The sequence below is a fragment of the Pseudomonas sp. Pse1 genome (genome assembly GCF_024519635.1).
In the GTDB taxonomy this organism is placed as follows: Bacteria; Pseudomonadota; Gammaproteobacteria; order Pseudomonadales; family Pseudomonadaceae; genus Aquipseudomonas.
Map to the genome: position 1 here is coordinate 92,714 of NZ_JALJRO010000004.1, position 23,005 is coordinate 115,718.

The 23,005-nt window shown below is 62.3% G+C and carries 22 protein-coding genes and 1 pseudogene; 13 read left to right on the top strand and 10 right to left on the bottom strand.

Going from position 1 to position 23,005, the window contains the following annotated elements:
• Position 1: 1 nt before the first annotated feature.
• Positions 2–808 carry an IclR family transcriptional regulator gene (locus NR126_RS07880; protein ID WP_027618573.1) on the bottom strand — a complete coding sequence of 269 codons (807 nt, stop codon included), beginning with the start codon at positions 806–808 and terminating at the stop codon, positions 2–4.
• Positions 809–973: 165 nt separating this feature from the next.
• On the opposite strand from NR126_RS07880, the gene hmgA reads away from it, so the two are divergent.
• The 3 genes from hmgA to maiA are packed head-to-tail and all read left to right on the top strand — an operon-like array spanning position 974 to position 4,234.
• Positions 974–2,278: a homogentisate 1,2-dioxygenase gene (hmgA, locus tag NR126_RS07885; RefSeq protein WP_027618574.1), complete on the top strand. Its 1,305-nt coding sequence runs from the start codon at positions 974–976 to the stop codon at positions 2,276–2,278.
• Positions 2,279–2,281: 3 nt separating this feature from the next.
• A complete protein-coding gene (gene fahA / locus NR126_RS07890; protein ID WP_256829981.1) occupies positions 2,282–3,586 on the top strand; it encodes a fumarylacetoacetase in 1,305 nt (434 codons plus the stop codon).
• 12 nt (positions 3,587–3,598) lie between these two features.
• Positions 3,599–4,234, top strand: a complete 636-nt coding sequence (gene maiA / locus NR126_RS07895) for a maleylacetoacetate isomerase (protein ID WP_027618576.1) — start codon at positions 3,599–3,601, stop codon at positions 4,232–4,234.
• A 3-nt stretch (positions 4,235–4,237) separates the two neighbouring features.
• On the opposite strand, the gene NR126_RS07900 is transcribed toward maiA, so the two are convergent.
• Positions 4,238–5,041: a SirB1 family protein gene (locus NR126_RS07900; RefSeq protein WP_027618577.1), complete on the bottom strand. Its 804-nt coding sequence runs from the start codon at positions 5,039–5,041 to the stop codon at positions 4,238–4,240.
• Between the two features lie 184 nt (positions 5,042–5,225).
• On the opposite strand from NR126_RS07900, the gene NR126_RS07905 reads away from it, so the two are divergent.
• On the top strand, positions 5,226–6,245 hold the full coding sequence (locus NR126_RS07905) for a Glu/Leu/Phe/Val dehydrogenase dimerization domain-containing protein (protein WP_027618578.1): 1,020 nt from the start codon (positions 5,226–5,228) through the stop codon (positions 6,243–6,245).
• A gap of 158 nt (positions 6,246–6,403) precedes the next feature.
• On the opposite strand, the pseudogene NR126_RS07910 reads toward NR126_RS07905, so the two are convergent.
• Positions 6,404–6,667, bottom strand: a pseudogene (locus tag NR126_RS07910) (YebG family protein); the annotation flags it as partial.
• 269 nt (positions 6,668–6,936) lie between these two features.
• Between NR126_RS07910 and NR126_RS07915 the strand changes: the two are divergent.
• The gene (locus NR126_RS07915) at positions 6,937–7,437 is read left to right on the top strand and encodes a phosphate-starvation-inducible protein PsiE (RefSeq protein WP_027618580.1); all 501 of its coding nucleotides are present in this window, start codon (positions 6,937–6,939) and stop codon (positions 7,435–7,437) included.
• On the opposite strand, the gene NR126_RS07920 is transcribed toward NR126_RS07915, so the two are convergent.
• The 3 genes from NR126_RS07920 to NR126_RS07930 all read right to left on the bottom strand — a co-directional run bounded on the left by NR126_RS07920 (position 7,434) and on the right by NR126_RS07930 (position 10,710).
• Entirely contained in the window at positions 7,434–7,751 is a 318-nt protein-coding gene (locus tag NR126_RS07920) for a DUF3509 domain-containing protein (RefSeq protein ID WP_256829982.1), read from the bottom strand. The genes NR126_RS07915 and NR126_RS07920 overlap by 4 nt on opposite strands.
• Positions 7,752–7,934: 183 nt before the next feature.
• Positions 7,935–9,236 (bottom strand): serine/threonine transporter, encoded by a 1,302-nt coding sequence (locus NR126_RS07925; RefSeq protein ID WP_027618582.1) that lies wholly within the window; start codon positions 9,234–9,236, stop codon positions 7,935–7,937.
• A gap of 97 nt (positions 9,237–9,333) precedes the next feature.
• The gene (locus NR126_RS07930; RefSeq protein ID WP_027618583.1) at positions 9,334–10,710 is read right to left on the bottom strand and encodes an L-serine ammonia-lyase; all 1,377 of its coding nucleotides are present in this window, start codon (positions 10,708–10,710) and stop codon (positions 9,334–9,336) included.
• 135 nt (positions 10,711–10,845) lie between these two features.
• Here NR126_RS07930 and NR126_RS07935 point away from each other — a divergent pair, with 135 nt between their 5' ends.
• Positions 10,846–11,793, top strand: a complete 948-nt coding sequence (locus NR126_RS07935; RefSeq protein ID WP_256829983.1) for a LysR substrate-binding domain-containing protein — start codon at positions 10,846–10,848, stop codon at positions 11,791–11,793.
• A gap of 212 nt (positions 11,794–12,005) precedes the next feature.
• Positions 12,006–12,416, top strand: coding sequence for an HPF/RaiA family ribosome-associated protein (locus NR126_RS07940; protein WP_027618585.1), 411 nt, complete (start codon positions 12,006–12,008; stop codon positions 12,414–12,416).
• A gap of 51 nt (positions 12,417–12,467) precedes the next feature.
• Here the strand turns inward: NR126_RS07940 and NR126_RS07945 are convergent, their stop codons facing one another.
• Positions 12,468–13,964: an MFS transporter gene (locus NR126_RS07945; protein WP_027618586.1), complete on the bottom strand. Its 1,497-nt coding sequence runs from the start codon at positions 13,962–13,964 to the stop codon at positions 12,468–12,470.
• 106 nt (positions 13,965–14,070) lie between these two features.
• Here NR126_RS07945 and NR126_RS07950 point away from each other — a divergent pair, with 106 nt between their 5' ends.
• The gene (locus NR126_RS07950; RefSeq protein ID WP_256829984.1) at positions 14,071–14,943 is read left to right on the top strand and encodes a LysR family transcriptional regulator; all 873 of its coding nucleotides are present in this window, start codon (positions 14,071–14,073) and stop codon (positions 14,941–14,943) included.
• Here NR126_RS07950 and fecA read toward each other — a convergent pair whose 3' ends face one another.
• The 3 genes from fecA to NR126_RS07965 all read right to left on the bottom strand — a co-directional run bounded on the left by fecA (position 14,944) and on the right by NR126_RS07965 (position 18,832).
• On the bottom strand, positions 14,944–17,298 hold the full coding sequence (gene fecA, locus NR126_RS07955) for a TonB-dependent Fe(3+) dicitrate receptor FecA (protein WP_256829985.1): 2,355 nt from the start codon (positions 17,296–17,298) through the stop codon (positions 14,944–14,946).
• 104 nt (positions 17,299–17,402) lie between these two features.
• On the bottom strand, positions 17,403–18,335 hold the full coding sequence (locus NR126_RS07960) for a FecR domain-containing protein (protein ID WP_155953809.1): 933 nt from the start codon (positions 18,333–18,335) through the stop codon (positions 17,403–17,405).
• A gap of 8 nt (positions 18,336–18,343) precedes the next feature.
• Positions 18,344–18,832 (bottom strand): sigma-70 family RNA polymerase sigma factor, encoded by a 489-nt coding sequence (locus NR126_RS07965; protein ID WP_027618590.1) that lies wholly within the window; start codon positions 18,830–18,832, stop codon positions 18,344–18,346.
• 218 nt (positions 18,833–19,050) lie between these two features.
• Between NR126_RS07965 and NR126_RS07970 the strand changes: the two genes are divergently transcribed.
• From NR126_RS07970 to NR126_RS07990, 5 genes are read left to right on the top strand one after another with little or no spacing between them, the layout of a single operon-like run.
• The gene (locus NR126_RS07970; RefSeq protein ID WP_027618591.1) at positions 19,051–19,344 is read left to right on the top strand and encodes a DUF3649 domain-containing protein; all 294 of its coding nucleotides are present in this window, start codon (positions 19,051–19,053) and stop codon (positions 19,342–19,344) included.
• Positions 19,341–20,921, top strand: coding sequence for a PepSY domain-containing protein (locus tag NR126_RS07975; RefSeq protein ID WP_027618592.1), 1,581 nt, complete (start codon positions 19,341–19,343; stop codon positions 20,919–20,921). Before NR126_RS07970 ends, NR126_RS07975 begins: the two co-directional genes overlap by 4 nt.
• Positions 20,922–21,239, top strand: coding sequence for a DUF3325 domain-containing protein (locus tag NR126_RS07980; RefSeq protein WP_027618593.1), 318 nt, complete (start codon positions 20,922–20,924; stop codon positions 21,237–21,239).
• A gap of 16 nt (positions 21,240–21,255) precedes the next feature.
• A complete protein-coding gene (locus NR126_RS07985; protein WP_027618594.1) occupies positions 21,256–21,828 on the top strand; it encodes an RNA polymerase sigma factor in 573 nt (190 codons plus the stop codon).
• On the top strand, positions 21,825–22,811 hold the full coding sequence (locus NR126_RS07990) for a FecR family protein (RefSeq protein ID WP_256829986.1): 987 nt from the start codon (positions 21,825–21,827) through the stop codon (positions 22,809–22,811). The genes NR126_RS07985 and NR126_RS07990 overlap by 4 nt, the downstream gene beginning before the upstream one ends.
• Positions 22,812–23,005: the final 194 nt, after the last annotated feature.

Genomic DNA, 23,005 nt, shown 5'->3' on the forward strand with positions numbered 1-23,005 from the left:
ATCAGCCCTGGCTGGCGATGCCGTCGTGGCCCATGCGCCAGCTCACTGCCCGGGCCGCCGCCAGCAGGCGCCGGGCTGCCGGACCGTTTTCGTCGGCGTGAAACAACGAGGCCGGGCCGACGATGGTCAGCACTGCAGCGATCTGTCCGACGGCGTTGAACACCGGCGCCGACAGCGCATCCACGCCGGGCATCAGCAAACCATGCACATGGTGCAGGCCGCGTTCACGAATCTGTTCACACAGGCTCGCGTAAGCCTGTGCACTGGCCAATGGATGGGGCGCTGAAGCGGCGACTTCCTGTTCCCGCAGTTCGTCGGTTTCGCGATGCGGCAGGTAGGCGCCGAACACCAGTCCGGTGGATGAGCTGAGCAGTGGCAGCACCGAGCCCAACTGAGTGACCACCGTCACGGCGCGCACCGCCGGTTCGATGTGCACCACGGTGGCGCCCTGATTGCCCCAGACCGCAAGGAAGCAGGTTTCATTCAGTTCGTCGCGCAACTCCGAGAGGGGCAGGGTGGCGACTTTCAGCACGTCCATGCTGTTCAGCGCAGCCAGGCCGACGCGCAACGCCTCACGACCGAGGCCGTAGTGGTTGGTCGCCGCGTTCTGCTCGGCAAAGCCGCTGGCAATCAGCGCCTGCAGGTAGCGGTGGACCTTGCTCGCGGGCATCTGCACATGTTCGGCCAGGCGCGACAGCGAGGTCGACGGTGACAACTCGGCAAGCGCCTTGAGGATGTCGGTGCCGACCTCGGCCGAGCGGACTTTCTGTTTGCCGGTGCTGTCGGCGGTAGGGCGCGGCTTTTCCATGGTTCGGTCATGTCTGCAGATGAATGGGCGTCTTTATAGCTTGACGGTCAATACCAATCAAATTACGTTATGCGTAATTGGATTACGACAAAAATAACCGGGACGTGCCGAAACCCTGATCAGTGGGCGCGAAGGCCACGGTCCTCTCCCTGTTCAGGAGGCTCCATGAACCCCGATTCAACGACGCCAGCGCTGGCCTATCAGTCAGGCTTCGGCAACGAATTCAGCAGCGAGGCCTTGCCCGGTGCATTGCCGGTCGGCCAGAACTCGCCGCAGAAAGCCCCATACGGTCTGTACACCGAGCTGTTCTCTGGCACCGCGTTCACCATGGTCCGCAGCGAAGCACGGCGCACCTGGATGTACCGCATCCAGCCGTCGGCCAACCACCCGGCGTTCGTCAAGCTGGAGCGTCAGTTGGGCGGTGGCCCGCTGGGCGAAGTCACGCCCAATCGCCTGCGCTGGAACCCGTTGGATATCCCTGGCGAGCCGACCGATTTCATCGATGGCCTAGTGAGCATGGCGGCCAACTCGGGCGCGGAAAAACCGTCCGGGATCAGCATTTATCACTACGCTGCCAACCGCTCGATGGAGCGCGTGTTCTTCAACGCCGATGGCGAGTGGTTGCTGGTGCCGCAACTGGGGCGCCTGCGTATCGCCACTGAACTGGGGGTTCTGGAGCTGGAGCCGCTGGAAATCGCCGTGCTGCCCCGAGGCTTGAAATTCCGCATCGAATTGCTCGACCCGCAGGCCCGTGGCTACCTCGCGGAAAACCATGGCGCGCCACTGCGCCTGCCGGACCTGGGGCCGATTGGCAGTAACGGCCTGGCCAATCCGCGGGACTTCCTGACTCCAGTTGCGCACTACGAAAACCTGCAGCAACCGACCACCCTGGTGCAGAAATTCCTCGGTGAATTGTGGGCCTGCGAGCTGGACCATTCGCCGCTGAACGTGGTCGCCTGGCACGGCAACAACGTGCCGTACAAATATGACCTGCGTCGCTTCAACACCATCGGCACCGTCAGCTTCGATCACCCGGATCCATCGATCTTCACCGTGCTGACCTCGCCGACCAGCGTGCATGGCCTGGCCAACCTCGACTTCGTGATCTTCCCGCCGCGCTGGATGGTGGCCGAGAACACCTTCCGTCCACCGTGGTTCCACCGCAACCTGATGAATGAATTCATGGGCTTGATCCGTGGCGAATACGACGCCAAGGCCGAAGGCTTCCTGCCCGGCGGCGCCTCGCTGCACAGCTGCATGAGCGCCCATGGTCCGGATGGCGAGACCTGCACCAAGGCGATCAACGCCGAGCTGGCACCGGCCAAGATCGATAACACCATGGCCTTCATGTTCGAGACCAGCCAGGTGCTGCGCCCAACGCGCTTCGCCCTGGACTGCCCGCAATTGCAAAACACTTATGACGCTTGCTGGGCTTCGCTGCCCGCCACTTTCAACCCGAATCGGAGATAACCCATGACCCAGATCACCCCCACTCGTAGCTGGGTTGCCTCCGCCAACGGCCACGCCGATTTCCCCCTGCAGAACCTGCCGCTGGGCGTGTTCAGCACCCAGGGTTCGGCCCCGCGTAGCGGCGTAGCGATTGGCGAGCACATCTTCGACCTCGAGGCGGCGCTGGCGGCCGGCCTGTTTGAAGGCGCGGCCCGCACTGCCGTGGAAGCCACCCGTGGCGGCCAGTTGAACGCCTTCTTCGAGCTCGGCCGCAGCGCCCGCGTGGCCCTGCGCGAGCGTCTGCTGGAACTGCTGGCCGAAGGCAGCAGCCTGCACGGCAAGCTCGAAGCCCAGGGCACGAAACTGCTGCCGTTGGCAGCCAATTGCCAGATGCATCTGCCGGCCCGCATCAACGACTACACCGACTTCTACGTCGGCATCGAGCACGCGCAGAACGTCGGCAAACTGTTCCGTCCGGACAACCCGCTGCTGCCGAACTACAAATATGTGCCGATCGGCTACCACGGCCGCGCCTCGACCATTCGCCCGTCGGGCACCGACGTGCGTCGCCCGAAAGGCCAGACCCTGCCGGCCGGCCAGACCGAGCCAAGTTTCGGCCCTTGCGCGCGTCTGGACTACGAACTGGAACTGGGCATCTGGATCGGCCAGGGCAACGCCATGGGCGACTCGATCGCCATTGGCGATGCGGCTGAACACATTGCCGGTTACTGCCTGCTCAACGACTGGTCGGCGCGTGACATTCAGGCCTGGGAATACCAGCCGCTGGGTCCGTTCCTGTCGAAAAGCTTCATCACCAGCATCTCGCCATGGGTCGTGACCGCCGAAGCCCTGGAGCCGTTCCGCCGTGCACAACCGCCGCGTCCGCAGGGCGATCCGCAGCCGCTGCCGTACCTGTTGGACACGCGTGACCAGGCCGCCGGTGCCTTCGACATCGAGCTGGAAGTGTTGCTGCTCACCGAAACCATGCGCGAGCAGAACCTGCCGGCCCACCGCCTGACCCTGAGCAACACCCAACACATGTACTGGACCGTGGCGCAGATGGTCGCGCACCACAGCGTCAACGGCTGCCAGTTGCAGGCCGGCGATCTGTTCGGTTCGGGCACCTTGTCCGGCCCCGAGAATGGTCAGTTCGGCAGCCTGCTGGAAATCACCGAAGGCGGGAAAAAGCCGATCGAACTGGCGTCCGGCGAAGTACGCAAGTTCCTTGAAGATGGCGATGAAATCATCCTGCGCGCCCGTTGCAGCCGCGAGGGGTTCGCCTCCATCGGCTTCGGCGAGTGCCGTGGCAAGATTCTGCCGGCACGCTAAGGGGGCAGGGGCATGGAACTCTTTACCTACTACCGCTCGACCTCGTCGTTTCGGGTGCGGATTGCCCTGGCACTCAAGGGCCTGGATTACCAGGCACTGCCAGTCAATCTGATTGCTCCGGCCGGCGGCGAACACCGTCAGCCGGCGTACCTGCAGATCAATCCACAAGGCCGGGTGCCGGCCCTGCGCACCGACGACGGCGAGTTGCTGATCCAGTCGCCGGCGATCATCGAGTACCTGGAAGAACGTTATCCACAGGTGCCGCTGCTCGCCGAGGACCTCGCCCAGCGTGCCCATGAGCGGGCCGTGGCGGCGTTGATCGGTTGCGACATCCATCCGCTGCACAACGTCAGCGTGCTCAATCAGTTGCGCCAGTTGGGTCATGACGAAACCCAGGTGGTGCAGTGGATCGGGCACTGGATCAGCCAGGGGCTGGCGGCGGTCGAGCAGCTTATTCGTGACGAGGGCTACTGCTTCGGCAGCGCGCCCGGGCTGGCGGATGTCTACCTGATACCGCAGCTTTATGCAGCTGAGCGCTTCAACGTCGATCTGCAGGCCTATCCACGAATTCGTCGGGTAGCAGCGCTGGCGGCGGAGCATCCGGCGTTCGTCAAGGCGCATCCGGGCAATCAGCCGGATACGCCGTGAACCTCAGTGGACGATCGAGTTGGGCGGCAAATGGCCCAGGCGTTCGGTCAGGCGTATGCGCTGGATCGGATCGTCACTGAGCAGCAGGGCGTGCTCCAGGTCGAAGCGTTCGGCATTGGGGCACTCCAGCCGCTGGTAAATGCTGGCGCGGGCGAGATAATCGCTGGCGCTGCCATTGCCCAGTTCAAGGACTCGCTCGGCATCGATCAAGGCGCCGATGCAGTCGTCGTTGGCCAGGTGTAACTGGCGCAGGTTGCGGGACAGGCGCTGGAGCATCTGCAGCGGTTCGCTGGTCTGCAGATGTTCGGCGTTGAGTGACATCTGTGCGCCGTACTGGCGATGCAGCAGTTCGCGGCAATCAGCAGGATACAAGCGGCGACCGCCGCAGGGGTCGAGCAGATGGTCGGCGCCCGGTACGCGCAGCAGAAAGTGGCCGGGGAAATTCACCCCGACCATGGGAATTTCCAGGCGCCGCGCCAGTTCCAGAGTAATCAGACCCAGGGCCAACGGCTGTCCTCGCCGTCGTTCCAGTACCTTGTTCAGCAGCGCCGCCTGCGGGCGCAACGGTGTCGCTTCGTCCTGTTGATAACCCAGGTCGTTGAGCCGACGCAGCAACGGCTGTCCCAACTCGTTGACCGGCAACATCGGCAGGCCACTGCTGACACGCTGCTCAAGTTCCTTGAATTGTGCGAGCACGGCCTCTGGCCTGACCTCGGTATCGTGCTCGACAGCAATCCACAGCGCCGCCTCGAAGAGCGCCGGTGGCGAGTGTTGCAGGCAGGCGAAAAAGGCTTGGCGCGGCTTCATCGAAATCTCCGGTGAATGCCTCGTTTTAGCCCTGTCGCAAGCGTTCGTCCAGTGCCGCAAGCAGCGCCGTTGAAGATATGTCACAAAGCGTTGGCGGCGGCCTTTGCTTATTCCGGTGCGCTTCAGCAATTTTCAGCCGCACGCCTATACTGGCGACTACTGGAAGTGATTCGGGAGCCTTACGATGTTCGCTCTCATGCAAAGCACCCGCCTTGAATCGCTGCACTTGAGCGTTGACCCGGCAACCGGGTTGAAGGCGGTGATCGCCATTCATTGCAGCCGCCTGGGACCTGCCCTCGGCGGATGTCGTTACCTTGCTTATCCCGACGATGAAAGCGCCGTGACCGATGCTGTGCGCCTGGCGCAAGGCATGAGTTACAAGGCGGCCCTGGCCGGCTTGCCCCAGGGCGGCGGGGTGGCGGTGATCGTGCGCCCGGCCCATGTCGAAAGTCGCAGCGCATTGTTTGAAGCGTTTGGCCGTTGTATCGAGCAACTCGACGGTCGCTACATCACGGCAATCGACAGCGGCACTTCGGTGGCCGACATGGACTGCATTGCCCAGCATACCCAGCACGTCACCAGCACCACCGTCTCGGGTGATCCATCGCCGCATTCGGCCATGGGCGTGTTCACGGGTATTCGCGCCACCGCGATGGCGCGCCTGGGCAGCGATAATCTCGAGGGCTTGCGGGTCGCGATCCAGGGCCTGGGCAATGTGGGTTTTGCCCTGGCCGAGCAACTGCATGCCGCCGGAGCGGAGTTGCTGGTCAGTGACATCGACCCGGGCAAGGTGCAGTTGGCGATGGAGCAGTTGGGAGCGCACCCGATTGCCAACGAAGCGCTGCTCAGCACGCCTTGCGACATCCTCGCGCCCTGCGGCCTGGGGGGCGTGCTCAACAGCCACAGTGTTGCGCAACTGCGGTGTGCCGCAGTGGCCGGCTCGGCCAACAATCAACTGACCCACCTCAGCGTGGCTGATCAACTGGAGGGGCGCGGCATTCTCTACGCGCCTGACTATGTGATCAATTCCGGCGGGCTGATCTATGTGGTGCTCAAACATCGCGGAGACGAGTTGTCGAGCATCACCGGACACCTGTCGAAAATCGGCTCGCGCCTGACCGAAGTCTTCGCCCACGCGCAGGCGGAAAAACGCTCCCCGGCGCGAGTGGCCGACGAGTTGGCGGAACGCCTGCTGTACCGTTGAACCCCTGTGTATGAAAAAGGCCCTGACTCAATGAGCCAGGGCCTTTTCATATCAACTGCCGTTTACTTCGCAGCCTTGACCGTCTTGGTCGGCTTGATGGCCTTGACCGGTTCGGCAGGCTCGTCTTCAGTCGCCGGTTCAGCCACTTCGACCTCGGGTTCAACCGGCGCCGGCGCACTGAGCAGCTCGGACAGGGCGTCCGGCTGGCTCTTGAAGGCCTTGGCGAAGACATCGCGGTTCTTCGCCATGTAGATGCCGGCCTCTTCTACTTGCTGCTCGGTCAGCGACGGCACCGCTTTTTGCAGCACTTCAGCCAGCAATTCGGCCAGCTCGAGCATTTTGTCATGACGGTCAGCTTCGGCTTTATCCATGAACAAGCGCTCCAGATCTCGGCTGCTGCGGTATACCACTTCGACGGCCATTTACCACCTCATATGCCTTCACAATAGTTGTCTTTTGCGACCACTGTATTTATATACAGCAAAAAGGATAAGCGAATATTGTCGCTTTGGGTAGTCGCTTTTTAATCTAGACCGGTTTCGGGGTTTGTCAGCTGTCAGGCAGTGGCAACGTGCCTCATCGACGCCGGCCATCATCTCAATCGATGATCACTGGCCTTTTTTCTGCATGCAGAACAACCGTCACGTCCAACTCGCATTATTCGGTCGAATCGACCTAAGGAAGAACCACCGTGAAAATCCATTGGGCGGAGCGTCTTCGCCAGAACGTGCATGAGCTGGCCGAATCCCTGGGCAACCTGTTCGTCGAATCCTTCCACTACCTCGCCCTGTTCGCCATTGGCGCCGTCACGGCCTGGGCAGCGGTGATGGAATTTCTCGGCATGCTCGAGAAGGGCCACATAAAGATCGACGACATTCTGCTGTTGTTCATCTACCTGGAACTGGGGGCGATGGTCGGGATTTACTTCAAGACCAACCACATGCCGGTACGGTTTCTGATCTACGTGGCGATCACCGCATTGACCCGCCTGCTGATCTCCAACGTCTCGCACCACAATCCGCCGGACGTGGGGATCATTTACTTGTGCGGCGGGATCCTGCTGCTGGCGTTCGCGATTCTGGTGGTGCGCTATGCCTCTTCGCAGTTCCCGTCGGTGAAGATCGAAAACCCGCAGCGCAAGGTGGGTGCGGGTTCGGCGGAACATCCGGAAGTCGAGAAAGGCGAGCTCTAAGGCCGGGCTGACAGGGCGTTCGGGCGCTTGCGGATCGGCGGTGGCAACTCGAGGTTGGCACTGTCGGTCATGGCTTCGAGGATCGCCACGGCACTGTGGCCTTGCTCGATGGCAATGCCGAACTGAATGCTTTGCACCAGCCGTTTCAGGCGCTGCGGATCGTTGCGTTGCTGGGCGCTGATCATGCGCTTGGCAACCACCCGGCCGGCGTTGGACAGGGTCAGCATGATGCCGCCGTCGAGTCCCTGGATGCTCAGGTTGATCTGATAATCCTCGGCGAAGGCGTCGGTAATCAGTTGGAAAGGATTGTCCATGATGCGTCACCGCTTGATTGGCTCGTGCATGCATTGACCGGCCGTGGCCGGGATTGGTTCGCTTTTCCAGACCGTCGGCGGCTGGTGGGCTGCACACAGGACAAAGCAAAGGACATGCCGGGATGCCACCTGCCGCAGGCGCAGGCGTGGCAGCACCTGCGGCGGGTGGTTGACTGAGCTATTTCAGGGCATCACGGAATAGATGATCGCAGACAGTGCGATCAGTCCGACCAATACCACGAACACGTTCGACGCCTGACCCGAGTACTGGCGCAGAGCTGGCACGCGTCGAATGGCATACATCGGCATCAGGAACAGCAGGCAGGCGATCACCGGCCCACCGAGGGTTTCGATCATGCCCAGGATGCTTGGGTTGAAGGTCGCCACGGCCCAGCAGCTCAGAATCATGAACAGCGCCGTGGCCCGGTTCAGCCAACGGTTGGACACCACTCGGCCACGGCCGCGCAAGCTTTTCACAATCAAGCCCTGGAAGCCTTCGCTGGCACCGATGTAGTGGCCGAGGAAAGACTTGGTGATCGCCACCAACGCAATCAGTGGCGCGGCGTAGGCAATGACCGGGGTCTGGAAGTGGTTGGCCAGGTACGACAGGATCGAGATGTTCTGTGCCTTGGCCGCTGCCAGGTCGGTGGGCGACAGCGCCAGCACGCAACTGAAGCAGAAGAACATCACCGTCACCACCATCATGCCGTGGGCAGCCGCGAGGATGCCGCTGCTCTTCGCCTCGGCCTGGGCGCCATAGCGTTGTTTCTGATCGACCGCAAAGGCCGAGATGATCGGCGAGTGGTTGAACGAGAATACCATCACCGGGATCGCCAGCCACAGGGTCTTGAGGAACACCGGCATGGCCATGCCCTCACTGGCGGAGGCGAAGAATGCGCCGTTCCAGTTGGGGATCAGGCTGAGCGCCAGCAACAGCAAGGCCGCGACGAACGGGTAGACCAGCACGCTCATGGCCTTGACGATCACGCCCTGGCCGCAGCGCACAATGGCCATCAGACCAAGGATCAACGCCAGCGACAATACCGCGCGTGGTGGCGGGGTGATGTGCAACTGGTGCTCCATGAAGGAGCCGAGGGTGTTGGTCAGCGCTACGCTGTAGACCAGCAGGATCGGGAAGATCGCAAAGAAGTACAGCAGGGTGATCAGCTTGCCGGCGCCGACGCCAAAGTGTTCTTCCACCACTTCGGTGATGTCGCCGGAACGTCCGGACAGCACAAAACGGGTCAGGCCGCGGTGGGCAAAGAAGGTCATCGGGAAGGCCAGCAGCGCCAGGATCAGCAACGGCCAGAAGCCGCCGACGCCAGCGTTGATCGGCAGGAACAGGGTGCCCGCGCCGATGGCCGTGCCATAGAGGCCGAGCATCCAGGTGCTGTCGTGCTTGCTCCAGCCTTTGTGGCTGATGTCGGTGGTACGGGTCAGATCTACAGCAGGGTTTTCGGCAGCAGGTGTACGTGCATCGGTCATCGTAAAGGCCTCGTTATTATTGTTGCTCGGGCTCACGTGGGACAGGTTGGTGCGGTTTAACCACACCGACCTATCAGGGACAATCAGGCAGTGCTCCTCAGCACTCCACCCAGCTCACAGCCAGGCCGCCCCGTGAAGTTTCTTTGTATTTGTCGTGCATGTCGGCGCCGGTATCGCGCATGGTGCGGATCACCCGGTCGAGGGAAATGAAGTGCTTGCCGTCGCCGCGCAAGGCCATCTGGGTGGCGTTGATCGCCTTCACCGCAGCAATTGCGTTGCGCTCGATGCACGGGACCTGCACCAGCCCGCCGACCGGATCGCAGGTCAGGCCGAGGTTGTGTTCCAGGCCGATTTCGGCAGCGTTTTCCAACTGCTCGGGAGTGGCGCCGAGGACCTCGGCCAAGCCGGCAGCGGCCATGGCGCAAGCGGAACCGACCTCGCCCTGGCAGCCGACTTCGGCGCCGGAGATCGAAGCGTTCTTTTTGCACAGGATGCCCACGGCCGCAGCGCCGAGGAAAAACGCCACGACGTCGTCCTCCGACGCCTCTGGGTTGAACTTCATGTAGTAATGCAGCACCGCCGGAATGATCCCGGCGGCACCGTTGGTCGGCGCAGTCACCATGCGCCCGCCGGCAGCGTTTTCTTCGTTCACCGCGAGGGCGTAGAGGTTCACCCACTCCATCGCCGACAGGGTAGAACTGATGACGTTCGGCTTGCCGATTTCCAGCAGGCTGCGGTGCAGTTTCGCCGCGCGTCGTGGCACATCCAGGCCACCGGGCAAGATGCCTTCATGGCGCAGGCCTTGCTCTACGCACTCGCGCATCACCGACCAGATATGCAGCAGACCCTGGCGGATCTCGGCGTCGCTGCGCCAGGCCCGCTCATTGGCCATCATCAGTTCGCCCACCCGCAGGCCGTGCTGCTTGCACAGCGACAACAGTTCGGCGGCGCTGGAAAAGTCGTACGGCAGTTGCACCTCCGCTGTAGCCGGCGCACCCGCTTCGACTTCGGCGGCTTCGACGATGAACCCGCCGCCCACCGAGTAGTAGGTTTGCTCGAACAGTAGGCCGTTTTCGCCAAAAGCACTCAGTGCCATAGCGTTGGGGTGGTAAGGCAGACTCTCGTCGAGCAGCAGGACATCTCGCTGCCAGTCGAAGGCAATGCTCAGGCGTCCACCGAGCAGCAATTCGCCACTGTCGCGCAACTGTTGGATGCGCGGGTTGATGCTGGTGGGGTCGATGCTGTCGGGCCATTCACCCATCAGGCCCATGACGCTGGCGCGGTCGGTGGCGTGGCCGACGCCGGTGGCAGACAGCGAGCCGTACAGGCGTACTTCGACGCGCTTTACCTGGCCCGCCAAATCCTGGTCGAACAGGGCCTGGACGAAGGTCGCGGCGGCGCGCATCGGGCCGACGGTGTGAGAACTGGACGGACCGATGCCGACTTTGAAGAGATCAAAAACACTGATAGCCATGCTAAAGCCTTACAAGCAATGGAGTAGGAATCGCTGCCATTTTTTGTAGGCCAAGCGCAATGTCGGCGATACTGCCTACCATGGTCCGCGGTGACCAACGAAACTTCCTAAGACAGGCTTTAGCAGGACTAAACGATGAGTCGTCAATTTCACGCCCAGACTTATGTCTGGCTGCATGTGTTTTCCTGCGCGGCGCGGCATCTGTCATTCACTCGCTGTGCCGAAGAGCTGCACATCACCCCGGGGGCGGTGAGCCAGCAGATTCGCCAGTTGGAGGAGCGCCTGGGTTTTCGCCTGTTCCATCGCCGCGCGCGCGGGGTAGAACTGAGTGCCGAAGGCCAGCGCCTGGCCCTTACCGTCAGCGAAGCCTACGGCAGCATCGACGCCGAATTGCGTCGGCTGGACGCCGGGATGATCAGCGGCATTTTGCGTCTGCGCTCGATTCCGTCGTTCCTCGGTAAATGGCTGACCCCGCGCTTGCCGCGCCTGCAACAGCGTTACCCGGATATCCAGTTGCGCCTGGTGGCCGAAGACAGCAGCGTGGCTTTGCACGAAGGCGACTTTGACCTGGCCATTGACCTGAACGACGGCAGCTACCCGGGCCTGTTATCCACAGCCTTGCTCGATGAGCAGATCTTTCCGGTGTGCGCGCCGAGCCTGTTGCGCGGCCGTCCGCCGCTGCACGGCCCGGCCGACCTCGGGCACTTTGCGTTGTTGCACGACATCACCGCCTGGCGGGGCAGCTACGAATACGCGGAGTGGGAGTTTTATCTGAATGCCATCGGCTTCGACGGTGCCGATGTACGGCGTGGGCACACCTTCAATCGCAACCACCTGACCATCGAGGCGGCGATTGCCGGCATGGGCGTGGGGATTGCCCGGCGTACCTTGCTCAACGATGAACTGGAGCGTGGCACTTTGATAGTGCCGTTCGGGGTCGCGGTGCCGAATCACAAACGCTACGTATTGCTGTATGCCCCCGGTGCTTTAAGCCACCCGGGCGTGCGTGCGGTGCATGATTGGCTGGTGGAAGAGGCGGAAATCTTTCGTGGATTGCACCCCTTGGGTGAGGGGCAGTTGTGAGCAATTGTTGCAGTATTACAAGCCGACCCAACTCCCGACCTTACCAGCGCTTTTACCCTTTGTCCGGCTTTTTCGCCGTCGAAAATTTATCTTTTTTTAGGGGTTGAATTGTTTCCGGATCTGCCCAACTCTGTAAGTAAGAGGTCACGGTAACTGGGTTTTTCGAGACCACCCCGGACCTCTCGCGAGCTAGCTGAAATAAGGGATGAACTATGCAAATCCAAGTCAACAGCGATAACCATATTGAAAGCAGCATCCGACTGGAGGAGTGGGTACGTACTACCATTGAGAGCACGCTCGAACGTTATGAAGAAGATCTGACCCGTGTTGAGGTCTACCTGCGGGATGAGAACGGCGACAAGCCCGGTCCCCACGATTTAAGTTGCCGCCTGGAAGCACGGCCAAAAGGCCATCAACCACTGTCGGTGTCCGCCAAGGGCGATACCCTGGAACAGGCGATTGACAGCGCGGCCACCAAACTGGAACACGCGTTGGAACATCTGTTTGGTCGACTGCAAGGCAAGCCACGCGCTGCCGGGAAAAACCAGCCAATCAACAAAGTGAATGAAGACGCACTGGAGCAGGAATTCCTGGAAAACGAAAATGCTGTGATCAACGGCTGACCGGTTTTTCATCCTCTACAAGCGGGCCTGCATTTGCAGGCCCGCTTTCATTTAGCTGCGTCGGAAAAAATACCGACTCAGCAGCGCCAGCCCACACGCACCCAACCCTGCAAACAACATCGCCCAACCGGCGCCATGGCGCAGTGCTGCCTGGGCATCGTTGAGTGCCAGCCCCGGCGAATCCAACTTACCCGCTGCAATGTTTTGGCTGATGGCCGGCCAGTCCAGTGCAGTGCTCGCAGGCAACACCTCAGCCAGTTGATGGCTGATGCCCAGCAACAGCACCAGGCCCATCAGCGCGATGTTGATTGCCAAGGTAATTAATCGTGCGCTCAGGTCGATGCCCGACGCCATGCCCGCGCGGTCGGCGGACACCGAGCCCGTGGTGGTGTTGGTAGTGGGCGAGTTGGTCAGCGCCAGGCCCACGCCCGTCAGCACGCAGCTAGCCAGTATCAGCCTGATATCCGGGTGTTCGGCCATGTTGATGGCGGCCATGGCCAGAAACCCAATAGCCATCAGTCCCAGACCCAAGGGGATGACGCCTTCGGCGCCATAGCGCAGGGCGAGGCGCTCGGCCAGCGGCGGAACCAGCAGGGTCGGCAAGGTATAGGCGAGCAGGGCCGCGCCAGTGGTCAGGGTGTCGTAACCGAGGCCGGCCTGGAAGTACAACGGCAGGTAGATCATGAAAGGCCAGAAGCTGAAGTTCATGCCGATCGAGCCCATCAACGCACCGTTGAAACGGTGGATGCGAAATACCGCGAAGTCGAACATCGGGTGCGCGCTGCGGCGCTCAATCACGATAAACAACAGCAACGCAGCCAGCGCCAGGCCGGCCCAACCCGTTACAAAGCCATTTTCGCTGCCTTGGGTGATGAAGTAGACCAGTGCAAACACCGACAGCGTCAACGTCAGCATGCCGGCGATATCGAGGCGATGAGTGGCCGGGTCGCGGGATTCTTCCACGCTGACGCGCAGCAGTACCAAGGTGAACAATGTCAGTGGCACATGCACCAGGAACACCCAGCGCCAATCCGCCACGGCCAGGATCAACGCGCCGACCATCGGCCCGAAGCCGAGGCCCACGCCGGCAATCACGCCCCATATGGCAAATGCCCGCGCCCGCGCTGCCGGGTCGCGGAACAGGTGCGAGAGGATGGCGAACTGACAAATCATCATCGCCCCACCGCCAATGCCCTGGACAAACCGCGCGACAATCAGTGTGGAGGCGCTGTCGGCCAGCCCACACACCAGCGAAGCCACGGCAAATACCCACAGGCACAACACCAGCATGCGTCGACGGCCAAAGCGGTCGGCCAATGTGCCTGCCGCCATCAGCACGCTGGTGCAGGCCAGGGTGTAGGCGTTCATGATCCATTGGGCGTCCTGGAAACCGGTGCCCAGTTGCTGTTCCAAGGTGGGCAGGATGATCGGCACGCTGGAAATTTCCAGGCCGAACATCAGTGCCACCAGGCACACGGCGGTGAGAGCCAGGTTGTTTCTGGCGGTGCTGGGTGTGCTGGCGCCCGATAAGGTGGCGGCGGGTGGCATGGGATTCTCCTGTGGATAAACGATGGGAGTCATTCTCGCGGGAACCTGGTTCTTTATTCGTGATAAGTTTTCTTTGCATAGGGGACTCAAGGGCGACAATTGCACCATGGCCACACCACGTTTTGATGGCGTTGAACTCTTTCTGCAGATCGTCGAAAGCGGCAACCTGACCGAGGCCGCCGAACGGCTCAATCTCACGCGCTCGGCGGTGGGCAAGGGTTTGGCGCGGCTGGAGGCGCGGCTTGGCACGTGCCTGTTGCAGCGTTCGACCCGTCGCCAACGGCTCACCGAAGACGGCCAGGTCTATTACGAACATTGCCTGCGCGCACTGGCGGAACTGGAGGCAGCGCAATCCGTCCTGGAAAGTGGTCGCCAACAACCGCGGGGACGCTTAAGGGTGAGTTTGCCGCTGGCATTCGGGCATCACTACGCGGCGCCCGCACTGTGGGGCTTGATGGCGCGTTATCCAGAGCTGGAAATCGAGATTTGCTTCGCCGACCGGCTGGTGGATTTGGCCCAGGAAGGCTTCGACGTGGCCGTGCGAATCGGCCCGCTGCCCGACACCGACCGCCTCAGCGCGCGCCGCCTGGGTGAGCAGTCCGTGTGCCTGGCGGCTGCGCCGGCGTATTTGCAACGTGTGGGGCCAATTGAATCGATCGACGACCTCGCCGGCCACCGAGGTATCGCCTATCGCAGCAACACCCCAAACCGTTCCCGGGTGGTTTCGCTGCTGCTGATGGACGACCTCCAGGCCGTGGCCGATGCCGCTATCGCGGGTGTGGGCCTGGCCAGGTTGCCGAGTTGGCTGGTGGCGCACTATGTGCTGCGTGGACAACTGGAAGCCGTGTTGCCCAGCTACCGTGAGCAGCCTTCACCGATCCATGTGATCTGGCCCACGGCGGCCCATATGCCGGCCAAGACGCGCTGTGCCATCGACGCGTTGGTGGCCGGCACGCCGTCGTGCCTGGCGGGCAGTTGATCAGAACGCGATGGACGTCTGCACATACACTGTACGCGGCTCGCCCACGTATTTGCCCTTGTTGTTGTCGTCGAACGAGCGCGTGAAGTACTGGGTGTTGAAGACGTTTTTCACGCCGACCGCGACCGTCAGATCCGACAGCTGTGGGCCGAAATCGTAGGCGGCGCGGCTGCTGAACAGCATGTAGCCGGGGATCTTGCCAGTGCTGCCGTCGGCGCTTTCGGTGCCGGTGTTGGCGTTGTCGGCGTACTGATTGCTCTGGAAGCTGCTATCGACATTCAGCTGCCACGGACCTTCGGTGTAGCCGACACCCAGGGTGCCCTTGTGTTTGGAAGAGAAGGGCACGCGGTTGCCCTTGTTCGGGCCATCTTCGCGAATGGTTGCATCGACGTAGGCGTAGGTGGCATAGACATCGAAGCCGGCCAGTGCCGGATTGAGGCCCTCAAGCGCATAGTTGACGCTGGTCTCGATGCCTTGGTGGCGGGTCTCGCCACGGGCAATCACCGAATCGTTGGTCTGGTTGCTTTCGTACTGGTTGTCGAAGTTGATCAGGAAGGCGCCAATTTCTGCCCGCAGGTTGCCGCCGTCATAGCGGGTGCCGAGTTCCCAGGTCCGGGCTTTCTCCGGTTTCACTTCGCCGCTGGTTACCCGGTTGGGCATCTGGCTGTACTGCACGCTGCCGAAAGAGCCTTCGGTATTGGCGTACAGGTTCCACTCGTCGGTCAGGTGATACAGCACATTCAAGGCCGGCAGCGTGGTGCTGTAGTCGCCCTTGTACTTCACATCGGTCAGGTTGTTGGATTGCTGCGAATCGATCATCTCGTAGCGCATGCCCGGGGTAATGGTCCACTTGCCGATATCGATGCGGTCGTCGACGAAGAATGCATTGGCCTCGGTGCCGCCACGGGTATCGCGGTCGTTGCGGCTGTCGGTGGTGGGCAATTGCTGGTTGGCGCTGATCGGCGTGCGGTAGCGCAGTTCGTGACCGGCTTCGTTGATATAGCGGTAGCCGACGCCGACCTCATGGCTGCTCTGGCCAAGGTCGAAACCCTGGGCAAAACGGGTTTCCAGACCACGCACCCAATACTCGCGGGGTGACAGCGAGAGGAACGAGCCCTGATCCAGATAACCGCTGCGCAGGGTCTTGGTGAAGAAGCTGTTGACGGTGAATTCGCGGCGATCCTGCTCATAGCGGTAGCCGACGTTGAACATCGTGCGGCGGCCCCAGAACTTGTCGTAGGGGCGGGTCGACTGGTACGGATCGGCATCGTAGTCGGCAACATTGAGGCCGCCGGGCATGTCGGCGTTGCCTTCGTAGTACTGGGCCATCGCATTGAAGCTGTTGGCGTCGTCGAGCTGGTATTTGCCCTTGAGGATCAGGTCGTCGATTTGCGTGTCGCTGTGCTCGCGCCAGTCGCCGCCACGGGTGCCGGAGTACAGGAGCGCGCCGCCCAGGCCGTTATCCGCGGTACCGCCGGCCAATAGATTGCCAGTGCTTTTGAAGCCATCATGGCTGGAGGACGGACTGGTCTCGGTCTGCAACCCGCCTTTGACGGTCGGTTCGTCGGGAATCGCCCGGGTCACGAAGTTGACGATGCCGCCGACGTTCTGCGGGCCATAACGTACCGCGCCGCCGCCACGCACCACGTCCACTGCGTCCATGTTGCCCATGCTGATCGGCGCGAAGGACAGTTGTGGCTGGCCGTAGGGGGCGAACGGCACGGGAATGCCGTCCATCAGTACCGTCGAGCGCGAGGCCAGGCGCGGGTTCAGGCCACGGATGCCGAAGTTCAGCGCCATGTCGTGACTGCCGGTGCCGTTGTTGTCCGGGGCATTGACGCCGGGGACGCGGTTCAGCACGTCGCGGGCCTGGGTCGCGCCCTGGCGTTCGAATTCTTCACGGCGCACCACATCCCGCGCACCGGGGTGTTCAAAGACGTTGATCGCCGCCGCATCCCCCAGCCAGTCGCCGACCACACTCGACTCACCGAGCTCCAGAGTCTGGGGCGCGATCGGGTCAGCGGCAGGCTGCAGGCTGAACGCGTTATTGCCCTCGGCGCGGGCTTGCAGGCCGGTGCCTTCGAGCAGTTCGTGCAAGCCGTTTTCGGCGTCATAGCTGCCGCGCAGGCCCTGACTCTGCAAGCCGCTGGTGACCTGGGAACCGAACGAGATCAGCACCCCGGCTTCACGACCGAACTGATTCAGCGCGCTTTCCAGCGACGTCGGGGCGATCTGATAAACCTTTGTCTCACTGGCCAGTGCCATCGGCAGGGCGGCGAAGCTGAGGCTGGCGCCCAGCACAAGCTGGCGCAACGAGCGGGCGAGGGGAGTCAGGCGAGTAGCAGGGGTGGACATGGGGACGATCCTGAGAAGGGGCAATCAAGGTGGCTTTCCTTCTCTGTCACGCCAGATCTGAAAAACAGCTCACACAGATTCAAAATAATGTTGCGAGGCGAGGGTTACGCTCGCGCCTGCACCGTCACCCAGTAGCGGGTAAAGCGCTGCACTTTCACCGGCAGGCTGATTTCCAGCAGTTCGAGGACGCGCTCACTGTCGTCCAGTGGGTAGCTGCCGGAGATCAGCAGGTCGGCGACTTGTGGATCGCAGTTGAGCTGGCCGCGTCGATAGCGGCCCAACTCGTCGAGAAAGTCCGCCAGGCGCATGTGAGCCGCCACCAGCATGCCGTCGGTCCAGGCGCCGCTGTTGGCATCCAGGGCGCGTGGCGCGTCCCAGTGCTGGTCGGTGAATGCCAATTGCTGGTTGGGCCCGATCGACAGCGAAGCACCGCTGTTGGCAGTGAGCTCGACACGCCCGGCGAATACCGCTACCTGGGTGCTGTTGCGCAGCTGGCGCACGTTCAGTCGCGCCGAATCGCTGCGTAACAGGCCCTGGGCGGTTTGCAGGTGCAGGCTTTTGCTTGCGGTCAGCATGATTTCGCCGTCGAGCAGGCGAATCAGCCGCTGTCCGGCCTCGCTACGCACGTCCACCGAAGTATTGGTGTTGAGTTGCAACTGGCTGCCATCTTCCAGTTGCAGCTTGCGCCGCTGGCCGATCGGGCTGCGGTAGTCGGCCAGCATCGGCATCAGCGGCTCGCGCAGGCCCCAGGTCGCGGCACAACCGGCGCCAAGGATCAGCAGCAACTTGAGCGCCTGGCGCCGGCTGCCGGACTTCGGCGCATTGAGGGCCGTGTGCGCCAACGGCGACGACAAGCCACGCAGGCGCTGATTGACCCGTTGCATATGATCCCAGGCACGCTGATGTTCGCTGTGGGCGTTCAGCCACTGTTGAAAGGCGTGCTGTTGGCGCGGGCTGAGGGGGCCGTTCTGGATTTCCAGGAGCCAGTGGACCGCCTGCTCGGCGACCTGTGCAGAGAAGTCACCTGCGCTATTCATACCCGCCATCATTGGGCGAAGTAGCAGCGCATGGCTGCCATGGTCAGGTGGCGTTTTACCGTGGCGATGGAAATCCCCAGCTCCTGGGCAATTTCGCGATGCTTCAGGCCATCGACCTGGGCCAGCAGGAACGCACGTTTGACCGGGCGCGGCAGGCCGTCGAGCAGTTGGTCGAGTTCGACCAGGGTTTGCAGGATGATCGCTTTTTCTTCTTCGCTGGGAATGACCTGCTCCGGCATCTGCGCCAGCGCATCGAGATAGGCGCGCTCAAGGTCCTGACGGCGGTAGTAATTGAACAGCACGCGCTTGGCGACAGTAGTGAGGAATGCACGAGGCTCGATGATGGGGCTGGCCTCGCGAGCGGTCAGAACCCGGATGAAGGTGTCCTGCGCCAGGTCGGCGGCGTTGTGCGGGCAGCCGAGCTTGCGCCGCAACCAACCGGTGAGCCAGTTGTGATGGGCGTGGTAGAGGCTTTCAACGGTATTGGCTGGAGGCAACGCGACCACTCCGCAAACATGCAGATGCTTTAGAGAACAAGAATTGTTCGCATTGTAGAGGGCGATGCTGTCATTCGGCAATCAGCGCTGACCGAAGGCGGTGGGCTTTTTCATCGGAGTATTTTGCACATGAGAATATTTATCATTATTATCGCCGTCTGTTGACCCTGCGCTGGCACGGACCGCGCGCAGATTCCCTTCCGTTTCAAGGTTGAAACATGAAAAGCCTTCCCATGTCCTATCGCCTGGCTGTCACTTCACGGGTGCTGGCCGCCTTGTTTGGCGGCTATCTGCTTGCGGCACTGGCCAGCATCTGCCTGAGCCTTTGGCTGCCGATGCCCCGTGCCGAAGCGGTGGTCAGCGGCATGATGACCTCGTTCCTGGTGTACCTGGTCGCGGTGCTCTGGTGCTTCGCCAGTCGCAGTGCCTGGCAGGCCTGGTTTGGATTGGCGGTGCCGGGCCTGGTGCTGGCCGCATTCGGCGGTTTGGGTTACTGGCTGGGGCAATCATGAAAGAGGGCTTTCGTCAGGCAATGGCCTGGCTGCACACCTGGACCGGCTTGATCTTCGGCTGGATTCTGTTCGCGATTTTCCTCACGGGTACCCTGTCGTATTTCAAGGACGAGATCAGCCACTGGATGCAGCCGGAAGTGCCGCTGCGCTCGGTCAGCAGTGAGGCCAGCCTGACGTTGGCCCAGCACTATCTACAGCAACACGCCGCCGATGCCGGGCGTTGGGTGATCAGCCTGCCGAGCGCGCGCGATCCGGGGCTGTCGGTGTCCTGGCAGATGCCCGGTAACGAGGGCCGGCGTGGCCCACGGGAGAATCGCCAACTCGACCCGCTGAGCGGCGAAGAGATTCAGGTCCGCGATACCCGTGCCGGCGATTTCTTTTACCGCTTCCACTACCAGTTGCAGATGCCTCATCCCTGGGGACGCTGGTTGGCCACAAGTGCCGCGATGCTGATGCTGGTGGCGCTGATCACCGGGATCATTACCCATAAGAAGATCTTCAAGGACTTCTTCACCTTCCGTCCGCGCAAGGGCCAGCGCTCCTGGCTCGACGGGCACAACGCGGTGGGGGTACTGGTGTTGCCGTTTCACTTGATGATCACCTACAGCAGCCTGGTGATCTTCATGTACATGGTGATGCCGGCGAGCATTCTGGTGGCCTACAAGGGCGACACCGACAGTTTTTTCAGCGAACTGTTTCCGGCGTCCACCGATGCGCCAGCGGCGGCGGGTCAGCCCGGTCAATTGCTGGCGCTGGCGCCGTTCATTGAAAAGGCCCAGGCGCATTGGGGCGGTGGACAGGTCAGCCTGGTGACCGTGAGCCAACCGGGCGACCTCAAGGCCACAGTGAATCTCATGCGCAGCAGCGCCGACCGGGTGGCCTACGAGTTTGGCAGCGCGGTGGCGTTCGATGGAGTCAACGGCCAGTTCCTCGGCGCCGACCCGCAACGTTCGGCACCGATGGTGCTGGCCGGCAGTGTTTACGGTCTGCATCTGGGGCACTTTGCCGGTACGGCTCTGCGCTGGCTGTACTTCATCTGTGGCCTGGCCGGCACCGCGATGATCGGCACCGGGCTGGTGATCTGGCTCGGCAAGCGCCAGTTGAAGCATGCAAAAAGCGCGGTGATGCCGTTTGAGTTGCGCCTGGTGGAAGTGGCGAATATCGCCAGCATGTCCGGTCTGGTGATTGCCGTGGCCGTTTACTTCTGGGCCAACCGTCTGTTGCCAGTGGGCTTTGCCGAGCGCGCCGGCTGGGAGGTGAACAGCTTTTTCATCGCCTGGGGGCTGAGCCTGGTGCATGCGGCCCTGCGTCCGGGGCGCGCTGCCTGGGTTGAGCAATTGACGCTGGCGGCGCTGTTGTTCTGCGGCGTGCCGCTGCTCAACGCCCTGACCACCGCGAATGGCCTGATCATCTCGTTGATCCTGGGCGATCGAGCCATGCTCGGCTTTGACCTGACGTGCCTGGGCAGCGGCCTGTTCCTGGCCTGGGCTGCGTGGAAAATGCAGCGTGCCACGGCGCTTGCGCCTAAAGGTGCCGAGCGTGCGCGAAAAGTCCCCCTTGCGCAGAAGGTGATCTGAATGTTGCTCGCCCTGTTGCTGTGTTACGGCGGTTTCAGCGCCCTGTGTGTGTCGATGGATCGGCACCACCGCGACTTGTTGGGACGCACACCGACCACGCGCCAGCGTCATCTGCTCAAAGCCTTGGGCTGGAGCTTGCTGGCGTTGTCGATGTGGCCGGCAGTAGTGGCGGCTGGCTGGAGCCTGGGGCTGGTGGACTGGTGTGCAGCGCTGATGGCCAGCGCGCTGCTGCTGGTCTGGTTGCTGCCGTATCGGCCGCGCCTGGCGCTGTCTCTGGCGGTCGCCGGGCTGCTCGGCAGTCCGCTGGCGCTGTTGTAGTCGAGTCGAATCTGCAATGAACCTCACGCCTCCTGAATCGCAGACCACTGACGTCCCGGACAACCCGGGTGGCCGGGCGCATTTCCTGCAGGTGTTTTTGTCCCAGCGTTCGCAGATGGAGGCGCTGGTCAATCGGCGGGTGGGCTGTCGGGCGACGGCGGCCGATCTGGTGCAGGACCTGTTCCTGCGCTTCTGGCGCCGGCCACTGGTTCAGGTGGAAGAGCTCAGCACGTATTTGCTGCGCTGTGCCGGCAATATCGCCATCGATCATTTGCGCAGCGAAGACGCGCGCGGACGGCTGAGTGAGGCCTGGTTGCCGGAGCAACAGGATCAGTTCGGCGTGGAGCCGCAAGCGGCGCTGGAAGCCGGTAATGATCTGCGCCATGTAGAGGCGGCCTTGCGCAGTCTGCCCGAGCGCAGCCGACAGATTTTCCTGCTCAATCGCATCCACGGTCGCACCTACGCGGACATCGCCAGGGCCATGGGGCTTTCCCAGAGTGCCGTGGAAAAACATATGATGCGTGCGCTCGAAGCCTGTAAGGCCAGCCTGCGAGACCCCCAACCGCGCACGCCAGGGAAAGCCCCGTGAACCCCAGTACCCCCCTCAGTCCGACGCCCGCCCAGGAACAGGCCGCGCTGGCCTGGTTGAGCCTGTTGCACGACCAGCCCAGCAGCGGCGATCAGGCGACCTTCAGCCAGTGGCTGCTGGCCGATCCGGCCCATGCCCAGGCTTATGCCCAGGCCCAGGTGCTCTGGGAGTTGAGTGAGGGGCCGGCGCGAGTCCTCGCTGCTGAGGAGGCGCTGGCGTTGCAAGGTTATCTGGATGCCATGGAGCGCTCCCGTTATTCCCGCGTGCGGCGCTGGTCGGCGGGGTTGGCGATGGCCGCTTGTCTGCTGTTGATGGTCTCGATGGGCGCGGGCTGGCAGCCGGCGCGCTGGTTCAACGACCTCGGCGCCGATTACGTCTCGGCGCCCGGTCAGGTGCGCAGCGTGACCCTGGCCGACCAGTCGCAGGTGACGCTGGATGCCGACAGTGCGATTGCGGTGGATTTCAGCGGCGGCGAGCGGCACGTCGAAGTGCGCCGCGGCGCGGCGTTTTTCAGTGTGACTCACACTGGCGAACCGTTCGTGGTCGAGGCCGAACAGGGGCGGGCGCGGGTACTGGGGACGCAGTTCGAGGTGCGGTTGCAACCGCAGGGGGCGCAGGTGACCGTGCTGTCGGGACGAGTCGGGGTGACCGCGCAGGCGGGTGCCGAACAGCAGGTGCTGGGCGCGGGCCAACAAGTGGCGTATCACGCCGGCCGTGCCGAGCCGCTGCACGCTGTCGACAGTGAGGCGCAACTGGCCTGGCGCCAGGGTTGGCTCAACTACGCCAGGGCACCCCTGGCCGATGTGATCGCCGATCTGCAGCGCTATTACCCCGGACGGATCATTCTGCTCAACGATGAACTGGCCGCCCGCCGCATCAGTGGCAGCTTTCCCAGCAAAGACCCGCGTGCGGTGCTGGCTTCATTGCAAGGCGTGCTGGGGTTTGAGCAGCATGAGTTGGGTAGTCTGATTTTTGTGCGGTGAGTCGAAGGTGCGGTGTCAGGTGGACCGCTGCTGTATCTCCCATCGCCTGCGCCGGCAAGGATTGTGGCAGGCCGCACATAGCGCGAACACCGCAGATTCCCGGTACACCCAGGCTACTTGAAATCAAAAAAATCCCCCCTTTGAAAATTATTTGCAAATCCCCATGAGGTAAACCCGCCCCCCATCCGTGTAGT

What these genes read in the sequence shown, in the direction of transcription:
- NR126_RS07880 (WP_027618573.1), bottom strand. Translation starts at nt 808, where the DNA reads ATGGAAAAGCCGCGCCCTACCGCCGACAGCACCGGCAAACAGAAAGTC.
- hmgA (WP_027618574.1), top strand. Translation starts at nt 974, where the DNA reads ATGAACCCCGATTCAACGACGCCAGCGCTGGCCTATCAGTCAGGCTTC.
- fahA (WP_256829981.1), top strand. Translation starts at nt 2,282, where the DNA reads ATGACCCAGATCACCCCCACTCGTAGCTGGGTTGCCTCCGCCAACGGC.
- maiA (WP_027618576.1), top strand. Translation starts at nt 3,599, where the DNA reads ATGGAACTCTTTACCTACTACCGCTCGACCTCGTCGTTTCGGGTGCGG.
- NR126_RS07900 (WP_027618577.1), bottom strand. Translation starts at nt 5,041, where the DNA reads ATGAAGCCGCGCCAAGCCTTTTTCGCCTGCCTGCAACACTCGCCACCG.
- NR126_RS07905 (WP_027618578.1), top strand. Translation starts at nt 5,226, where the DNA reads ATGTTCGCTCTCATGCAAAGCACCCGCCTTGAATCGCTGCACTTGAGC.
- NR126_RS07920 (WP_256829982.1), bottom strand. Translation starts at nt 7,751, where the DNA reads ATGGACAATCCTTTCCAACTGATTACCGACGCCTTCGCCGAGGATTAT.
- NR126_RS07925 (WP_027618582.1), bottom strand. Translation starts at nt 9,236, where the DNA reads ATGACCGATGCACGTACACCTGCTGCCGAAAACCCTGCTGTAGATCTG.
- NR126_RS07930 (WP_027618583.1), bottom strand. Translation starts at nt 10,710, where the DNA reads ATGGCTATCAGTGTTTTTGATCTCTTCAAAGTCGGCATCGGTCCGTCC.
- NR126_RS07935 (WP_256829983.1), top strand. Translation starts at nt 10,846, where the DNA reads ATGAGTCGTCAATTTCACGCCCAGACTTATGTCTGGCTGCATGTGTTT.
- NR126_RS07940 (WP_027618585.1), top strand. Translation starts at nt 12,006, where the DNA reads ATGCAAATCCAAGTCAACAGCGATAACCATATTGAAAGCAGCATCCGA.
- NR126_RS07945 (WP_027618586.1), bottom strand. Translation starts at nt 13,964, where the DNA reads ATGCCACCCGCCGCCACCTTATCGGGCGCCAGCACACCCAGCACCGCC.
- NR126_RS07950 (WP_256829984.1), top strand. Translation starts at nt 14,071, where the DNA reads ATGGCCACACCACGTTTTGATGGCGTTGAACTCTTTCTGCAGATCGTC.
- fecA (WP_256829985.1), bottom strand. Translation starts at nt 17,298, where the DNA reads ATGTCCACCCCTGCTACTCGCCTGACTCCCCTCGCCCGCTCGTTGCGC.
- NR126_RS07960 (WP_155953809.1), bottom strand. Translation starts at nt 18,335, where the DNA reads ATGAATAGCGCAGGTGACTTCTCTGCACAGGTCGCCGAGCAGGCGGTC.
- NR126_RS07970 (WP_027618591.1), top strand. Translation starts at nt 19,051, where the DNA reads ATGAAAAGCCTTCCCATGTCCTATCGCCTGGCTGTCACTTCACGGGTG.
- NR126_RS07975 (WP_027618592.1), top strand. Translation starts at nt 19,341, where the DNA reads ATGAAAGAGGGCTTTCGTCAGGCAATGGCCTGGCTGCACACCTGGACC.
- NR126_RS07980 (WP_027618593.1), top strand. Translation starts at nt 20,922, where the DNA reads ATGTTGCTCGCCCTGTTGCTGTGTTACGGCGGTTTCAGCGCCCTGTGT.
- NR126_RS07985 (WP_027618594.1), top strand. Translation starts at nt 21,256, where the DNA reads ATGAACCTCACGCCTCCTGAATCGCAGACCACTGACGTCCCGGACAAC.